At 60.2% G+C, this 14,965-nt stretch carries 15 protein-coding genes; 4 read left to right on the plus strand and 11 right to left on the minus strand.

Annotation, left to right across the window (positions count from 1 at the left end):
- The first annotated feature begins 4 nt into the window (after window positions 1-4).
- On the plus strand, window positions 5-1,246 hold the full coding sequence (gene agp, locus APT89_RS14360; RefSeq protein WP_060572782.1) for a bifunctional glucose-1-phosphatase/inositol phosphatase: 1,242 nt from the start codon (window positions 5-7) through the stop codon (window positions 1,244-1,246).
- A 34-nt stretch (window positions 1,247-1,280) separates the two neighbouring features.
- Here agp and APT89_RS14365 read toward each other — a convergent pair whose 3' ends face one another.
- Both APT89_RS14365 and wrbA read right to left on the minus strand, forming a co-directional pair.
- A complete protein-coding gene (locus APT89_RS14365; RefSeq protein WP_028012649.1) occupies window positions 1,281-1,508 on the minus strand; it encodes a YccJ family protein in 228 nt (75 codons plus the stop codon).
- Window positions 1,509-1,526: 18 nt separating this feature from the next.
- Entirely contained in the window at window positions 1,527-2,123 is a 597-nt protein-coding gene (gene wrbA, locus APT89_RS14370; protein ID WP_041910554.1) for an NAD(P)H:quinone oxidoreductase, read from the minus strand.
- A 390-nt stretch (window positions 2,124-2,513) separates the two neighbouring features.
- Here wrbA and APT89_RS14375 point away from each other — a divergent pair, with 390 nt between their 5' ends.
- Window positions 2,514-2,684 carry a general stress protein gene (locus APT89_RS14375; RefSeq protein WP_001273664.1) on the plus strand — a complete coding sequence of 57 codons (171 nt, stop codon included), beginning with the start codon at window positions 2,514-2,516 and terminating at the stop codon, window positions 2,682-2,684.
- Between the two features lie 116 nt (window positions 2,685-2,800).
- Entirely contained in the window at window positions 2,801-3,721 is a 921-nt protein-coding gene (locus tag APT89_RS14380; RefSeq protein ID WP_041910553.1) for a DMT family transporter, read from the plus strand.
- A gap of 109 nt (window positions 3,722-3,830) precedes the next feature.
- Here the strand turns inward: APT89_RS14380 and rutG are convergent, their stop codons facing one another.
- From rutG to rutA, 7 genes are read right to left on the minus strand one after another with little or no spacing between them, the layout of a single operon-like run.
- Window positions 3,831-5,153, minus strand: a complete 1,323-nt coding sequence (gene rutG / locus APT89_RS14385) for a pyrimidine utilization transport protein G (protein ID WP_047364260.1) — start codon at window positions 5,151-5,153, stop codon at window positions 3,831-3,833.
- A gap of 21 nt (window positions 5,154-5,174) precedes the next feature.
- Window positions 5,175-5,666 carry an NADH-dependent FMN reductase RutF gene (gene rutF / locus APT89_RS14390; RefSeq protein WP_060572784.1) on the minus strand — a complete coding sequence of 164 codons (492 nt, stop codon included), beginning with the start codon at window positions 5,664-5,666 and terminating at the stop codon, window positions 5,175-5,177.
- A 12-nt stretch (window positions 5,667-5,678) separates the two neighbouring features.
- Window positions 5,679-6,269, minus strand: coding sequence for a malonic semialdehyde reductase (locus tag APT89_RS14395; protein ID WP_060572786.1), 591 nt, complete (start codon window positions 6,267-6,269; stop codon window positions 5,679-5,681).
- Window positions 6,270-6,278: 9 nt separating this feature from the next.
- On the minus strand, window positions 6,279-7,079 hold the full coding sequence (gene rutD / locus APT89_RS14400) for a pyrimidine utilization protein D (RefSeq protein WP_060572788.1): 801 nt from the start codon (window positions 7,077-7,079) through the stop codon (window positions 6,279-6,281).
- Between the two features lie 7 nt (window positions 7,080-7,086).
- Window positions 7,087-7,473: a pyrimidine utilization protein C gene (rutC, locus tag APT89_RS14405; RefSeq protein ID WP_008499822.1), complete on the minus strand. Its 387-nt coding sequence runs from the start codon at window positions 7,471-7,473 to the stop codon at window positions 7,087-7,089.
- Window positions 7,474-7,484: 11 nt separating this feature from the next.
- On the minus strand, window positions 7,485-8,174 hold the full coding sequence (rutB, locus tag APT89_RS14410) for a pyrimidine utilization protein B (RefSeq protein ID WP_028012657.1): 690 nt from the start codon (window positions 8,172-8,174) through the stop codon (window positions 7,485-7,487).
- Entirely contained in the window at window positions 8,174-9,265 is a 1,092-nt protein-coding gene (gene rutA / locus APT89_RS14415) for a pyrimidine utilization protein A (protein WP_041910549.1), read from the minus strand. The genes rutB and rutA overlap by 1 nt, the downstream gene beginning before the upstream one ends.
- 245 nt (window positions 9,266-9,510) lie before the next feature.
- Between rutA and rutR the strand changes: the two genes are divergently transcribed.
- Window positions 9,511-10,149, plus strand: a complete 639-nt coding sequence (rutR, locus tag APT89_RS14420; protein ID WP_028012659.1) for an HTH-type transcriptional regulator RutR — start codon at window positions 9,511-9,513, stop codon at window positions 10,147-10,149.
- Here the strand turns inward: rutR and APT89_RS14425 are convergent.
- Together APT89_RS14425 and putA are read right to left on the minus strand one after the other, a co-directional pair.
- Window positions 10,146-10,541: a lysozyme inhibitor LprI family protein gene (locus APT89_RS14425; RefSeq protein WP_060572790.1), complete on the minus strand. Its 396-nt coding sequence runs from the start codon at window positions 10,539-10,541 to the stop codon at window positions 10,146-10,148. The two genes, rutR and APT89_RS14425, sit on opposite strands and share 4 nt — an antisense overlap.
- Window positions 10,542-10,592: 51 nt before the next feature.
- Entirely contained in the window at window positions 10,593-14,555 is a 3,963-nt protein-coding gene (gene putA, locus APT89_RS14430) for a trifunctional transcriptional regulator/proline dehydrogenase/L-glutamate gamma-semialdehyde dehydrogenase (protein WP_060572792.1), read from the minus strand.
- Window positions 14,556-14,965: the final 410 nt, after the last annotated feature.

Genomic DNA, 14,965 nt, shown 5'->3' on the forward strand with positions numbered 1-14,965 from the left:
AGGGATGAGAAAAGCACTACTCGCAGTGGCCGTGGCAGGTACCCTTTCAATGACCTTTGGCGCACAGGCGCAGGAGACGCCGAAAGGCTATCAGCTTGAGCAGGTGTTAATCATGAGCCGTCACAACCTGCGCGCACCGCTCGCTAACAACGGCAGCGTGCTGGAGCAGTCCACGCCGAAGCAGTGGCCGGAGTGGGACGTGCCGGGCGGTCAGCTCACCACCAAAGGCGGCGTGCTGGAAGCCTATATGGGCCATTACATGCGCGAGTGGCTGGCAGAGCAGGGGATGGTGAAGACGGGGGCGTGTCCGCCAGCGGATAGCGTTTATGCTTACGCCAACAGCCTGCAGCGCACCGTCGCCACCGCGCAATTCTTTATCACCGGCGCATTCCCGGGCTGCGACGTTCCCGTGCACCATCAGGAAAAAATGGGCACCATGGATCCGACCTTCAATCCGGTGATTACCGATAACTCGCCGGAATTCCGTGAAAAAGCCCTCAAGGCGATGGAGACGGAGCGGCAGAAAATGCAGCTCGCAGAAAGCTACAAGCTGCTGGAGCTGATGACGAACTTCGCGGATTCTCCGTCCTGCAAAGAGAAAAAGGTCTGCTCGCTGGCGGACGCGAAAGATACCTTCAGCGCCGACTATGAAAAAGAGCCGGGCGTATCCGGGCCGCTGAAGGTGGGTAACTCGCTGGTGGACGCGTTCACGCTGCAGTATTACGAAGGCTTCCCGGCTGACCAGGTGGCCTGGGGCGAAATCAAGACCGACCAGCAGTGGCGCGTGCTGTCGAAGCTGAAGAACGGCTATCAGGACTCGCTGTTTACCTCAACCGAGGTGGCGCAAAACGTGGCGAAGCCGCTGGTGAAATATATCGATAAAACGCTGGTCACCGAACAGGCGAAAGCGCCTAAGATTACTCTGCTGGTAGGGCACGATTCGAACATCGCTTCACTGCTCACCGCGCTGGATTTCAAGCCGTATCAGCTGCATGACCAGCAGGAACGGACCCCGATTGGCGGCAAGATTGTCTTCCAGCGTTGGCACGACAAAAACAGCAATCAGGAGCTGATGAAAATTGAGTATGTCTACCAGAGCGCGGAGCAGCTACGCAACGCCAGCGTGCTGTCATTGCAGTCGCCCGCGCAGCGCGTGACGCTGGAGCTGAAGGGCTGTCCGGTGGACGCGAACGGCTTCTGTCCGGTTGATAAATTCAATGCGGTCATGAATAACGCGGCGAAGTAAAAGAGAACCCCCCCGCTGCGGCGGGGGGAAACGCTTAGACGTTTTTACGTTCGATGGTTTGCTCGCCCCAGAAGAGCGAGTCTTTGTCCGTTTTTTCGAAGGCGCGAATCAGCACTTCATCGTTGCCTTCTTCCCAAATCTGCTCGGCCAGCTTTTCGTCGTAGTTCGCGACTTCAAAGATGGCTTCGGCAATCTCCGGAGAGGTGTTGCGTAAACTTGCCCATTCGCCCACGTGGTGAGCTTTGGATTCCTGTGTTGGCATACTTTTCCTCCTGTTGGGTTAGCCGTTCAGTTTTTTAGCGAGACCCGCGACGTATTCACCCTGATAGCGGGCGATAGAGAGTTCTTCATTGCTTGGCTGACGTGAGCCATCCCCACCGGCAATGGTGGTTGCGCCGTACGGCGTCCCGCCGCGCACCTGGGAAACGTCAAACAGCTCCTGCGCGCCGTAGCCAATTGGCACAATCACCATCCCATGATGAGCAAGGGTAGTCCAGGTTGAGGTAATCGTCTGCTCCTGGCCGCCGCCGGTACCGGTAGAGCTGAATACGCTGGCGAGTTTGCCGTACAGCGCCCCGGATGCCCAGAGCCCGCCGGTTTGATCGAGGAAGGTACGCATCTGGCCTGACATATTGCCGAAGCGGGTCGGGGTGCCGAAGATAATGGCATCATACTCCGCCAGCTCCTGCGGGGTCGCGACCGGGGCATTTTGTGTTTTTCCCCCGGCTTTGGCGAACGCTTCCGCCTGCATGGTTTCCGGTACGCGTTTTACCACAACCTCAACGCCGTCCACTCTGTTTGCACCTTCTGCTACCGCGTGAGCCATGGTTTCAATGTGTCCATACATGGAATAATAGAGCACCAGAACTTTTGCCATTTTGCATCACTCCTCGTTGGTTTTTCTGACAGCGGATCGCTGCGTTCATTTAAAGATATGACATCACGGCCAGACTGCAAAAATGAACGGCATTTCTTTGATTTATAACAACATGGTTACTATAAGGTGCTGTAGCAAAATGAAACAACTTTCTGGGCGTCGAATTTTAAAATGATAAGAAAGGCTTATAGATTTCCGTCGCGTTATCTGACCCGAAAGGCGGATATCATGTTGCAGAATATTACCCGTGGCTTGCCGGATAGCCTCAGTCCACTAAGCTTAGTTTCACGCGGCACAGATAAAGGCCCTGTCCTTTAGCCGCGAGGTGAAAGAATCCTCTTTTACTGAATGCAATATGATGTCTAATGTTTCACACTCTGGAGGTTAGAGATGGCAAACCATCGTGGTGGTTCAGGTAATTTCGCTGAAGACCGTGAAAGAGCATCAGAAGCAGGTCGTAAAGGTGGCCAGTCTAGCGGGGGTAACTTCAAGAACGACCCTCAGCGCGCATCAGAGGCTGGTAAAAAAGGGGGTAAAAATAGCCACGGCAGCAATAAGTAGTACGCCGGGTTGACTCCCTGCCGCCGGGTTTCCCGGCGGTTTTTTTATGTCTGCAACATTGAACTGTAACCAAAGGCAACGCACACTACAGAATTGATCTCACTTGTTGGTGTCGCATGTCCGTCTCACGCTTTAAATTCTCCATAAAACCGCAGGAAGCCATCCTTATTCTCATCACCATGTTCTGGGGCGGGACCTTTCTTGCCGTCCAGTACGCGGTGACCCTCAGCGATCCGTTCTTTTTTGTCGGCCTGCGCTTTGCGACAGCGGCGATAGCCGTGGGGCTGATCTCCCTTAAAACGCTGCGGGGTTTGACGCTGAAGGAACTCAAGGCCGGCGTGGCGATTGGGATTGCGATAGCGATGGGCTACAGCCTGCAGACGTGGGGATTGCAGACCATCTCCAGCAGCAAATCCGCTTTTATTACCGCCATGTACGTGCCGCTGGTGCCGCTGCTGCAATGGTTATGCCTCGGGCGGCTACCGGGAGTGATGTCCTGCATTGGCATCGTGCTGGCGTTTATCGGCCTGATTTTATTAGCCGGGCCGGAAAATAACCTGCTGGCGCTGGGGCCGGGCGAGATCATTACCCTCGTCGGGGCCATTGCCATCGCGGCGGAAATTATTCTCATCAGCGCGTGGGCGGGCAAAGTCGACGTCAAGCGCGTGACGGTGGTGCAGCTCGCGACGGCGTCGCTGGTGGCGTTTGCGACGATGGTGCCGGCAGGGGAGTCCGTGCCGCCGATGTCCACGGGGCTGGTGGTGGTCGCGCTGGGGCTTGGCATCTTCAGCGCCATTATCCAGGTGACCATGAACTGGGCGCAGCGCAGCGTATCGCCAACGCGGGCGACGGTGATCTACACCGGTGAACCGGTCTGGGCGGGCATTTTCGGACGACTGGCCGGCGAGCGTTTACCGCTGCTGGCGCTGGTGGGCGCGGCGTTTATTGTCGCCGGGGTGCTGGTGAGCGAGTTGAAGTTAAAAAAACGACGTAAGGCGATTGCCGGGGTAGGTGCTGAACAAGGTGCAGATAGCTAACAACGCGCACGCTACCGTTTTGCCCGGCGGCGCTTCGCTTGCGCGGGCCTACATCCCAACTGTAGGCCGGGTAAGCATAGCGTCACCCGGCAAGAAAGTGACACACATATCAGGTGGACGGGGTGATGGCTTCCCCCTGCGCCACATCCCCTTTCCGGCGGCTCAGCAGGGCGTTAAGCAGGATCGCGCCGAAGGTCGCCGTACCAATCCCGCCAATCGTAAACCCGCCCAGCGTCAGGGCAAAATCGCCCGCGCCCAGCACCAGCGTGACGGCCACCATGATCAGGTTGCTGTTCTGGCTGAGGTCGACCCGATGTTGTACCCAGATGCGCGCCCCGGCCACGGCGATCAGCCCGAACACCACAATCGACGCGCCGCCGATGACCGGTGACGGAATGGTGTGGATCAGCGCGCCGAACTTCGGTGAGAAACCAAGAAGGATCGCCATTACCGCCGCCGCCACGAAGACCAGCGTTGAGTAGACCTTGGTCACCGCCATCACGCCGATGTTTTCCGCGTAGGTGGTCACGCCGCTGCCGCCCACGGAGCCTGAGAGCATGGTCGCCAGCCCGTCGCCGACGAACGCGCGGCCCATGTACGGATCCATGCTGCGCCCGGTCATTCCCGCCACCGCCTTCAGGTGCCCTAAGTTTTCCGCCACCAGGATCACCGCCACCGGGGCGATAAGCATCATCGCCTGCGTGTTAAAGGTGGGCGAGGTCACCTGCGGCAGACCGAACCAGGCTGCCTGATGAAGCAGGGTAAAATCGACCGGCTTGCCCATGCCGAACACGTTCGCCAGCAGGGCGTAGATCAGGCAGGCGACAATCAGCCCGACCAGGATCAGCAGACGCTGGATCATCCCGCGCGTAAAGACTGCCACCAGGCCGATGCATAGCACCGTGATCACCGCCATCCAGCTTTCAAACGGCGAAGCGGAGACGCTTTTCACCGCAATCGGCGCGAGGTTCAGGCCTATCGCCATCACCACCGCGCCGGTGACGACGGGGGGCATCATCCGTTCGATCCAGCGCGTGCCGATCTTCATCACAACGAGACCAATCAGGGTATAGACCAGCCCGCAGGCGATGATGCCGCCGAGGGCCACGCTCAGGTTGGGGTTGATCCCCTGGCCGTTAAAACCGGTAGTGGCGATGACCACGCCGACAAAGGCGGCGCTGGATCCCAGGTAGCTGGGCACGCGCCCGCCGGTAACAAAAAAGAACAGCAGGGTGCCGATTCCCGACATCAGAATAGACAGGTTGGGATCGAGCCCCATCAGCATCGGCATCAATACCGTCGCGCCAAACATCGCGACTGCATGCTGGACGCCCATCACCATGGTTTGCCCGAGCGGGAGGCGTTCATCCGGCGCGACCACGCCTGCTTCAGTGGAGGTCGATTTCAACTGCCAGTGGGGAAATCCGAACATGGTCTGTCTCCTTAAAGCGCCTTAGCAGGCGGGTCGCATAAGCGCGTGGTAGCTGCGGTCAAACCACACCAGACCTTGCGGGGCGGGGTGGCGAATAATCGATACGATGTCGCAAAACAGAATGTCGTGAGTACCGACGCTGACCACCTGACTGATGCGGCAGTCAAACGAGGCCAGCGCATCCTCCAGACGCGGGCAGCCCGTGTCGCCCGTCTGCCAGCGGGCGGTGGTAAAGCGTTCCGCCATCGGCGTTTTGCCGCCAAACAGATTGGATAAAGACTCCTGTCCGGCACTCAGGGTATTCACGCACAGGGTGCGGTTTTCGCTGAACGTGGGCCAGACCGACGCGCCGCGGTTCAGGCACACCAGCAGGGTGGGAGGGGAATCCGTGACGCTGCATACCGCGCTGGCGGTGAAGCCCGCCATCCCCGCCGGGCCGTCGGTGGTGATGATGTTGACCGCCGCGCCGACGCAGGCCATGGCGTCGCGAAAGGTTTGTTTATCGGGTGTCATCACGATCGCTCCTTACGCCAGTCCGCAGGCATCGTCGAAGGTCAGGCGCGGCAGGCGCCCGTAAAGTTTGCGCGTATCGCCATAGCCAATGTTGATCAGCAGGTTGCTTTTAAGCGTTGTGCCGGTGAAAAAGGCCTCGTCGACCTTTTGTCGGTCAAAGCCCGACATCGGGCCGGTGTCCAGCCCCAGGGCGCGACAGGCGAAAATCAGATACGCGGCCTGCATTGAACTGTTGCGAAAGGCCGTCTCTTCCGCCAGCGCGGGGCTTGCGGTAAACCAGCTTCTGGCATCGCCGTGCGGGAACAGCTCGGGCAGGCGCTCGTAGAATTCCCCGTCCCAGGCGACAATCGCTGTCACCGGGGCGGTAAGCGTTTTCTCGAGGTTGCCGCTGGAGAGCGCCGGGCGCAGCTTCTCTTTTCCCTCTGCGCTTCGCACAAGGACAATGCGCGCCGGTGAGCAGTTGGCAGACGTCGGGCCCCATTTCATCAGGTCATACATCTCGCGCAGCGTCTCGTCGCTGACCGGCATATCCAGCCAGCCGTTGTGGGTGCGAGCACCGGTGAATAGCGTTTCCAGCGCGGCGGGGGTAATGGCTTCGCTCATTAAAGCTCCTTATAAAGCGGGTTCAGGGCTGTGCAGCAGGCTGGCAAGCCCGTTCAGCAGCAGGGTGTTAAAGGTGTCCGGTTCGGTGACGTTGCAGGCATGTCCGCCCTGGCGCATGACCGTTTTGTGGGCGTGCGGGAGGGCGGCGTGCAGTTCAGCGGAACAGACGGACGGCACCAGCACGTCGTCGGCGGAACAGATAATGTGAACCGGGCAGCGAATGCATGCGGACTGGCGGCGGAAGTCGGCTTTTTTCAGGGCGCTGAGCCTGCGCAGCAGGTTGGTTTTACCCTGGAAATGGGCCAGCGCCAGCGCTTCTTCGGCCTCCAGACGCGGCGCGCGGGCGGCCATCCAGTCTGCCGGGTAGAGAAACAGCGGCTGCGCCTCGACCCACGCCTGCGCGCCGCCGGAATGCAGCAGCCGCTCGCGAACCTCAAAACAGCGGCGGGTGTGGGCATTGAGGGTCAGCCAGCCGTTGACGCACACCAGCGCGGTGAGGGCGTCGGGCCTGTCGAGGGCCAGCTGCAGGCCGACCAGCGCGCCGAGCGCGTGCCCGACGACGCTGTAGCGCGCAATGCCTGCGTCAGCCAGCGCCTGGGCGAGCTCGTCTGCCATCTGCGCAAGGCTGTAACCCTCCGGCAGGGTGTCGGGGTTATTGCCCGTTCCCCGCTGGTCATAGCACACCACCTGATACTCCGGCTCCAGCGCGGCCTGCTGGGGCAGCCAGTAGCTGCCGCTGCCGCCGAGACCGGAAATAAAGACCACCACGGGCGCACCCTCGTATGGCGGCGGCGAGACGGAAAGTTTCATGCCTGCCTCACTTCGCGATGTGCGCAACGGTGGCGATCTCAACCAGCGCGTCCGGTTTTACCAGCCCACACTGAATGCAGAACCGCGCCGGTTTATCGCCGGGGAAGAACTCGGCGTAGATTTCGTTAATCGCGGCGTAGTTTTTCCAGTCGGTGATAAAGATGCTGTTGAAGGTCACGTCCTCCATGGTGCCACCCGCCGTTTCGATCACGGTTTTGATCGTCTCCAGCACGTGGCGGGTTTGCGCCTTTGGGTCGTTGATAAATACCACGTTGTTGTCTTTATCAAACGGCAGCGTGCCGGAGACATACACCACGCCGTCGGCGAGGGTGCCGGGGACGAACGGGGCGATGGGCGTGCTGGTGCCCGGCGGGATGATTACGGATTTCGGCATCGTGTGTCTCCTCAGGCGATACGGGCGAGCGGAGGATTCAGGGCGTCGCAGAAATCCGCAACGTTACTGACCCAGCCAAAAAAGGTTTCGATATTGAACAAAGCTGCCTTTTGGGCGAATTCCGGCCCGGCCTGATGGGTCGCGTCTTCCAGCACCACGCCGAAATACTCGAGGAAAAAGCCGTCGCGCAGGGTCGATTCCACGCAGACGTTGGTGGCAATGCCGGTGAACACCAGGTGGCGAATGCCCCGGCTGCGCAGCAGGCTGTCGAGCGGGGTGTTGAAAAAGCCGCTGTAGCGCGGTTTCGGCAGGACGATATCACCCGCCTGCGGCACCAGCTCATCCACCAGCTGATAATCCCAGCCGCCTTTGGCCAGCAGCTTGCCCTGCAGTTCGGGCCGTTTACGCATGGTTTTCAGGGCGTTGGATTTGTGGAAGTTGGGTGAGCCGGGGCCACCGGCTTCGACGTACTGGTCGTCCCAGCCGTTCTGGAACCAGATGATGAGCATTCCCGCCGCGCGCGCGGCGGCGACGGCGGTTTTGATGTTCTCGATCACCGGCCGCGTGGCGGAGACGTCGAACCCCGCCAGATCCAGATAACCGCCCTGGCTGGCATAGGCGTTTTGCATGTCTACCACAATCAGCGCGCTCTGCTGCGGCGCAAAGGTGATGGCTTCCGGGCGAGCGTTTAAGGTCGTCATTACGCCACCTCCTTCGTGACGGCAGGGATATGGGCGCGGCACTGCATCAGCGGCTGGATGCGCTCGCCGAAGGTTTCCACGCCGGTGAGGAAATCATCGAAGGTCAGCAGGACGCCCTCCGCGCCGGGTACGGCTGCCACTTCGTCGAGCATTCTGGCGACGCTGGCGTACGAGCCAACCAGCGTGCCCATGTTGATATTGACGGCGGAGGTCGGGTCGGCCATCTGACGCACGTTGGTGTCTGCGCCGGAACGGGTGTCCTTCTGGCTCTGCTCGGTAAGCCAGCTCAGGGCTTCGTCGTCAGCGCCGTCCTTATACCGTTCCCATTTGGCGCGTGCTGCGTCGTCGGTTTCGTCGGCAATCACCATAAACAGCACGTACGAGCCCACGTCGCGCCCGGTTTTGTCGGCGGCCTCCTTCATGCGCGCGGCGGTCGGGGCAAAGGCGGCAGGGGTGTTAACGCCTTTGCCGAAGCAGAAGTTAAAGTCGGCGTATTTCGCGGAGAATTCCATCCCCGCGTCGCTCTGCCCGGCGCAAATCACCTTCATCGGCACCGACGGCTGCGGGCTGACGCGGCAGTCGTTCATGGTAAAGAAGTCGCCTTTGAAGTCGCTTTTGCCGGTGCCCCACAAGTCGCGCAGCACCTGTACGTATTCGGTCAGGTAGTCGTAGCGACGGGAGAAGTAATCGTCGCCCGGCCAGAGTCCCATCTGCTCGTACTCCGGTTTTTGCCAGCCGGTGACCAGGTTAACGCCAAAGCGCCCGCCGGAGATGGAGTCGATGGTGGAGGCCATGCGTGCCACGATCGCGGGCGGAAGGGTGAGGGTGGCCGCGGTGGCGTAGATCTGGATCCGCGAGGTAACCGCTGCCAGCCCGGCCATCAGTGTGAAGGACTCCAGGTTGTGATCCCAGAATTCCGTTTTGCCGCCAAAGCCGCGCAGCTTGATCATCGAAAGCGCAAAGTCGAAATGGTAGTGCTCCGCCTTCTGCACGATGGCTTTGTTCAGCTCAAAGGTCGGCATGTACTGCGGTGCAGTGGTCGAGATAAGCCAGCCGTTGTTGCCGATGGGTACAAATACGCCAATTTTCATCACGAACCTCTCTTCATTACGTCGCAGGTGTAACGGTGGTTTTGCAAAGGCAATGCCAGTTTTGAAAACGCTTGTATTATTAATGTGTTAATCAGAGGTTGGGGAATTGATGCCGCTAAATGTGGACTAAATGGTCAAAAACATTGCACAGAAAACAGGCACTCATGCGCGATGGGAGTGCAGAAGGTCGTGGCGAGGCGGGGGTTTTGCTATGCTGAGCGCAGGAAAGAAAATGGAGAGCGGAAATGACACAAGGCGCAGTGAAAACACCCGGAAAACGTTCGCAGGCGGTGAGCGCCAAGAAGCAGGCGATCCTCAGCGCCGCGCTGGAGACCTTTTCACAGTTTGGCATTCACGGCACGCGCCTTGAGCAGGTGGCGGAGCAGTCCGGGGTGTCAAAAACCAATCTGCTCTACTATTACCCGTCGAAAGAGGCGCTGTATGTGGCGGTGATGCAGCAGATCCTCGATATCTGGCTGGCGCCGCTCAAGGCATTTCGCGAAGAGCTGGCCCCGCTGGTGGCTATCGAGGAGTACATTCGCCTGAAGCTCGAGGTGTCGCGCGATTACCCGCAGGCGTCAAGGCTGTTTTGTCTTGAGATGCTGCAGGGCGCGCCGCTGCTACAGGCGGAGCTGACGGGGGATTTAAAGCAGCTGGTGGACGATAAGTCGGCGATTATCGCCGGATGGGTTGCCAGCGGAAAGCTGGCCCCGGTCGACCCGCAGCACCTGATCTTTATGATCTGGGCCGCTACCCAGCATTACGCTGACTTTGCGGCCCAGGTCGAGGCGGTAACCGGTAAAACGCTCCAGGACGAGGCGTTTTTCCAGAGCACCCTCGAAAACGTGCAGCGGATGATTATCGAAGGGATCCGCGTGCGTTAATTGCCCGGCGGGAGAGGGCAGCTTAAGTCGCCCTCTTCACACTGCATCAGCGAGGCCAGAAACGCCTCGCGCTCCACGGTTTTTTCCGCCAGGCACTGGTTAACAATCATTGGCTGGACGCTCCCGCCTTCAGTCCCCGAACCGATAAACGCGCAGTCCGCGTCGCGCAGGGTAATCCACGCCTGTTGCGCTTTTTTCAGCAGGTCGCGCTGGGGGGCCGCCGCGCGTTTGATGGCGGCCTGGTAGGTCTGGTTGAGTTTTTTATCGGCTGCCTGGTACTGCTGCGCGCTACAGGTATTCAGTTCAAGCTGCGTAGTGGCGTTGTCGCACTCGTTGGCCAGCGCGCTGGTGCTGAGCAGCAGTGCCGCACCGGCGACAAGATATCGTTTCATATACTCCCCAATAAAATAAGGCTCCGTCTCCGGAGCCTTATTAGCACAGCGTTAGCCGATTGTCATCAGGCTGGCGTTACCGCCCGCCGCCGCGGTGTTGACGCTGAGCGAGCGCTCCACGTACAGACGCTCCAGCAGCAGGTTGGTTTCCCCGCGGGCGAAGCCCTGCACGGAAACAATCGCCCCGCTTCGGGCCGCCACCTGCTCGCACAGCTCGCGCAGCTGGTCGGAATCACCATGGTAGATCACCGCGTCAAACGGCTGGGTCAGCAGGGCATCGGCCTTCGCAAAGCGAATGCGGGCCGAGACCGCTTTCGGCAGCTGTTTGGCGAGATCGCGATGCAGCGCATCGTCCGGCCACAGCACTTCACACCCGGTGGCCATCGCGGCGGCCAGCTGTACCAGCGCGTCCTGCTCGTTATCCGCCACGCACAGTACGCGTTCGCGCGGCATCAGCGTCCAGGTGTTGCGCTCGCCGGTTGGCCCCGGCAGCAGACGCTGGGTACCGGCCTGCGCCAGCTCGCCGTACTGCTGCGCAATCGCACGCAGTTCAGGACGTTTTTCCGCCCAGGCGATCAGCGCCTCCAGCGGCTGGGTCAGCACGGTTTTCAGCTGCGCATCCACCGGATACTCCGCATCCTGACGCGCCAGGGTGACTCCCAGTGCGTTCTCAGGACGGTTCGCCAGCAGACGATACAGGTAGAGCGGGCCGCCCGCTTTCGGACCCGTACCGGAGAGGCCTTCGCCGCCGAACGGCTGCACGCCCACGACCGCGCCAACCATGTTGCGGTTGACGTACAGGTTGCCGACTTTGGCCGTGCCGGTGACCTGCGCAATGGTCTCGTCGATACGGGTATGCACGCCGAGCGTCAGGCCGTAGCCGGAGGCGTTGATCTGGTCGATAAGCGCGTTGAGGTTGTTACGGTTGTAACGCACCACGTGCAGCACCGGGCCGAAGACCTCTTTTTTCAGCTCGTCGAAGCTTGCCAGCTCAATCAGCGTAGGCGGCACGAAGGTGCCAGTCTGCCACTCGCGGGCATCTTCGCTGTTTTCGCGCACCGCCTGGAACACCGGACGGCCTTTGGCGCGCATGGCCTGAATGTGGTTTTCAATGTTGGCTTTGGCTTCCGCGTCGATCACCGGCCCGATGTCGGTGGTGAGACGGCCCGGGTTGCCCATGCGGCATTCCGCCATCGCGCCGCGCAGCATCTTCAGCGTGTGGTCAGCCACGTCATCCTGTAAGCACAGCACGCGCAGGGCGGAGCAGCGTTGACCGGCGCTGTCGAAGGCGGAGGCCAGCACGTCAACCACCACCTGCTCGGTGAGGGCGGAGGAGTCAACAATCATGGCGTTCATGCCGCCGGTTTCGGCGATAAGCGGGATAGGACGACCCTGCGCATCCAGACGGGTGGCGATGTTGCGTTGCAGCAGGGAGGCCACTTCGGTCGAACCGGTAAACATCACGCCGCGCACGCGGTTATCGGAGGTGAGTTTGGCGCCCACCGTTTCACCGCGCCCTGGCAGCAGTTGCACCACGCCCGCCGGAACGCCTGCTTCCAGAAGAATGTTGATGCCCTGGGCGGCAATCAGCGGGGTTTGCTCTGCCGGTTTCGCCAGCACGCTGTTGCCTGCGGCAAGGGCGGCGGCAATCTGGCCGGTGAAGATGGCCAGCGGGAAGTTCCACGGGCTGATACAGACCACCGGACCGAGCGGACGGTGCGTCTCGTTGTCGAAATCATCGCGCACCTGACCGGCGTAGTAGTGCAGGAAGTCGACCGCCTCACGCACTTCGGCGATGGCGTTGCTGAAGGTTTTACCCGCCTCACGCACCAGAATGCCGATGAGCGACTGCATTTGATCTTCCATCAGCACCGCGGCACGTTCCAGAATGGCGGCACGCTCCTGCGGCGGGGTGGCGAACCAGATTGGCGCGTTGTTCACCGCGCTCTCCAGCGCCTGTTCCACTTCCGCTTCGGTTGCTTCACGCGCGTAGCCGACGATGTCCTTCGGCTCTGCCGGGTTGATCACCGGCTGCATTTCACCGTCCTCAACGGACTGCTCAAGGATCGGTTTAGCCTGCCATTTCTGCAATGCGCTGTTGAGCAGGGCAGAGGAGAGCGACGCCAGACGGTGTTCGTTCGCCAGATCCAGGCCCGCCGAGTTGACGCGGCCCGCGCCGTACAGCTCGCGCGGCAGGGCAATTTTCGGATGCGGCAGACCAATCTGGCCTTCCTGCGCCGCCAGCTTCTCTACGGCCTGCACCGGATCGGCCACCAGTTCGTCGAGCGGCAGCGTGGTGTCGGCGATGCGGTTAACGAAGGAGGTGTTCGCCCCGTTCTCCAGCAGACGACGCACCAGGTACGCCAGCAGGGTTTCATGGGTGCCCACCGGGGCATAGATGCGGCACGGGCGGTTCAGCTTGCCGTCCGCCACTTTACCGGTGACCTGCTCGTACAGCGGTTCGCCCATGCCGTGCAGGCACTGGAACTCGTACTGGCCCGGATAGTAGTTCTGCCCGGCCAGGCTGTAGATCGCCGCCAGGGTATGGGCGTTGTGGGTCGCGAACTGCGGGTAAATCAGGTTCGGCACGCCGAGCAGTTTTTTCGCGCACGCGAGGTAAGAGACGTCGGTGTAGACCTTGCGGGTATAGACCGGATAGCCTTCCAGACCTTCCATCTGGGCGCGTTTGATTTCGCTGTCCCAGTAGGCGCCTTTCACCAGGCGGATCATCAGGCGGCGACGGCTGCGGCTGGCCAGGTCAATCAGGTAATCAATGACGAACGGACAGCGTTTCTGGTAGGCCTGAATAACGAAACCAATCCCGTTCCAGCCTGCCAGTTCCGGCTCGAAGCACAATTTTTCCAGCAGATCGAGGGAGATCTCCAGACGGTCAGCCTCTTCGGCGTCGATATTAATGCCGATGTCATACTGGCGCGCCAGCAGGGTCAGGGACTTCAGGCGCGGATAGAGCTCTTCCATCACCCGGTCGTACTGCGCGCGGCTATAGCGCGGGTGCAGGGCGGAAAGCTTAATAGAGATGCCCGGACCTTCATAAATACCGCGGCCGTTGGACGCTTTACCGATGGCGTGGATCGCCTGCTGGTAAGAGACCATGTAGGCCTGCGCATCGGCGGCGGTGAGCGCCGCTTCGCCCAGCATGTCATAGGAGTAGCGGAAACCTTTGTCCTCCAGCTTGCGGGCGTTCGCCAGCGCTTCGGCAATGGTTTCCCCGGTGACGAACTGCTCGCCCATCAGGCGCATCGCCATGTCCACGCCCTTGCGGATCAGCGGCTCGCCGCTCTTGCCGATAATGCGGTTCAGAGAGCGTGACAGGTTAGCTTCGTTATGGGTGGAGACCAGCTTGCCGGTAAACAGCAGACCCCAGGTGGCGGCGTTGACGAACAGCGACGGGCTGCGGCCAATGTGGGAGTGCCAGTTGCCGTTGCTGATCTTGTCGCGGATCAGCGCGTCGCGGGTAGCTTTATCCGGAATACGCAGCAGCGCTTCCGCCAGGCACATCAGCGCCACGCCCTCCTGTGAGGAGAGGGAGAACTCCTGCAACAGGCCCTGCACCATCCCGGCGCGGCCGGTGGCGGTTTTCTGGTTGCGCAGCTTGTCGGCTAACTGATACGCCAGGCTGTGCGCCTGGGCGGCAATGGCTTCCGGCAGGCGGGCCTGCTCCAGCAGCATCGGCACGGCGTCGGTTTCGGCGCGGCGGTAAGCCCCGGTAATGGCGGCGCGGCTGACGGACTGCGGCAGGATCTGCTCGGCAAATTCGAGGAACGGCTGGTGGTTTTCTTCCACCGCCGTCGCGGCGTCTTCGCTTTCGTTCGCTGCGCCTGCCAGCAGGGCAGGCAGCTCAGGCAGGTCGTCTTCACTCTCCAGCCTTTCCAGATAGTTAAAAATCGCCTGCTTGATTAACCAGTGCGGTGTGCGGTCAATGCGGGTTGCTGCGGTCTTAATCCGTTCGCGGGTCGCGTCATCCAGCTTAACCCCCATGGTGGTCATCCCCATGCCAAAACTCCTGTTGTTCTGTAATAGCGTTCTGTTGATAGCGTGAAATATCCACCATGTTGCAACTTTGTGCAACCGTGTTAAATGTGACCTGGTTTGCAAGCTAGAAAATGAATGGATTGTTAACGAATAGTTAGCTGGAAAAAAGCGCTGGCTTCTGCATGCGAAGCCTGTTTTTATGCGGTGCTTAACACTTTTCAAAGGTGCAACCCATATAAATGTGAGCGAGTGCAACCTATAGGAAAGACGTATAAAACCAGGGATGAAATTCATGTAAATGCAGTGTTAAATCGTTTGTCAGTGGGGAGCGTATACGGCAGGATAGCGCGCCCAACGGAAACACATACACACATCACTACGTTCCGGTGATGACATAACAAGGCAACCCGGACGGTTGTCGCTCGACATTT

The organism is Enterobacter sp. 50588862 (genome assembly GCF_001462935.1).
Lineage (GTDB): Bacteria > Pseudomonadota > Gammaproteobacteria > Enterobacterales > Enterobacteriaceae > Enterobacter > Enterobacter bugandensis.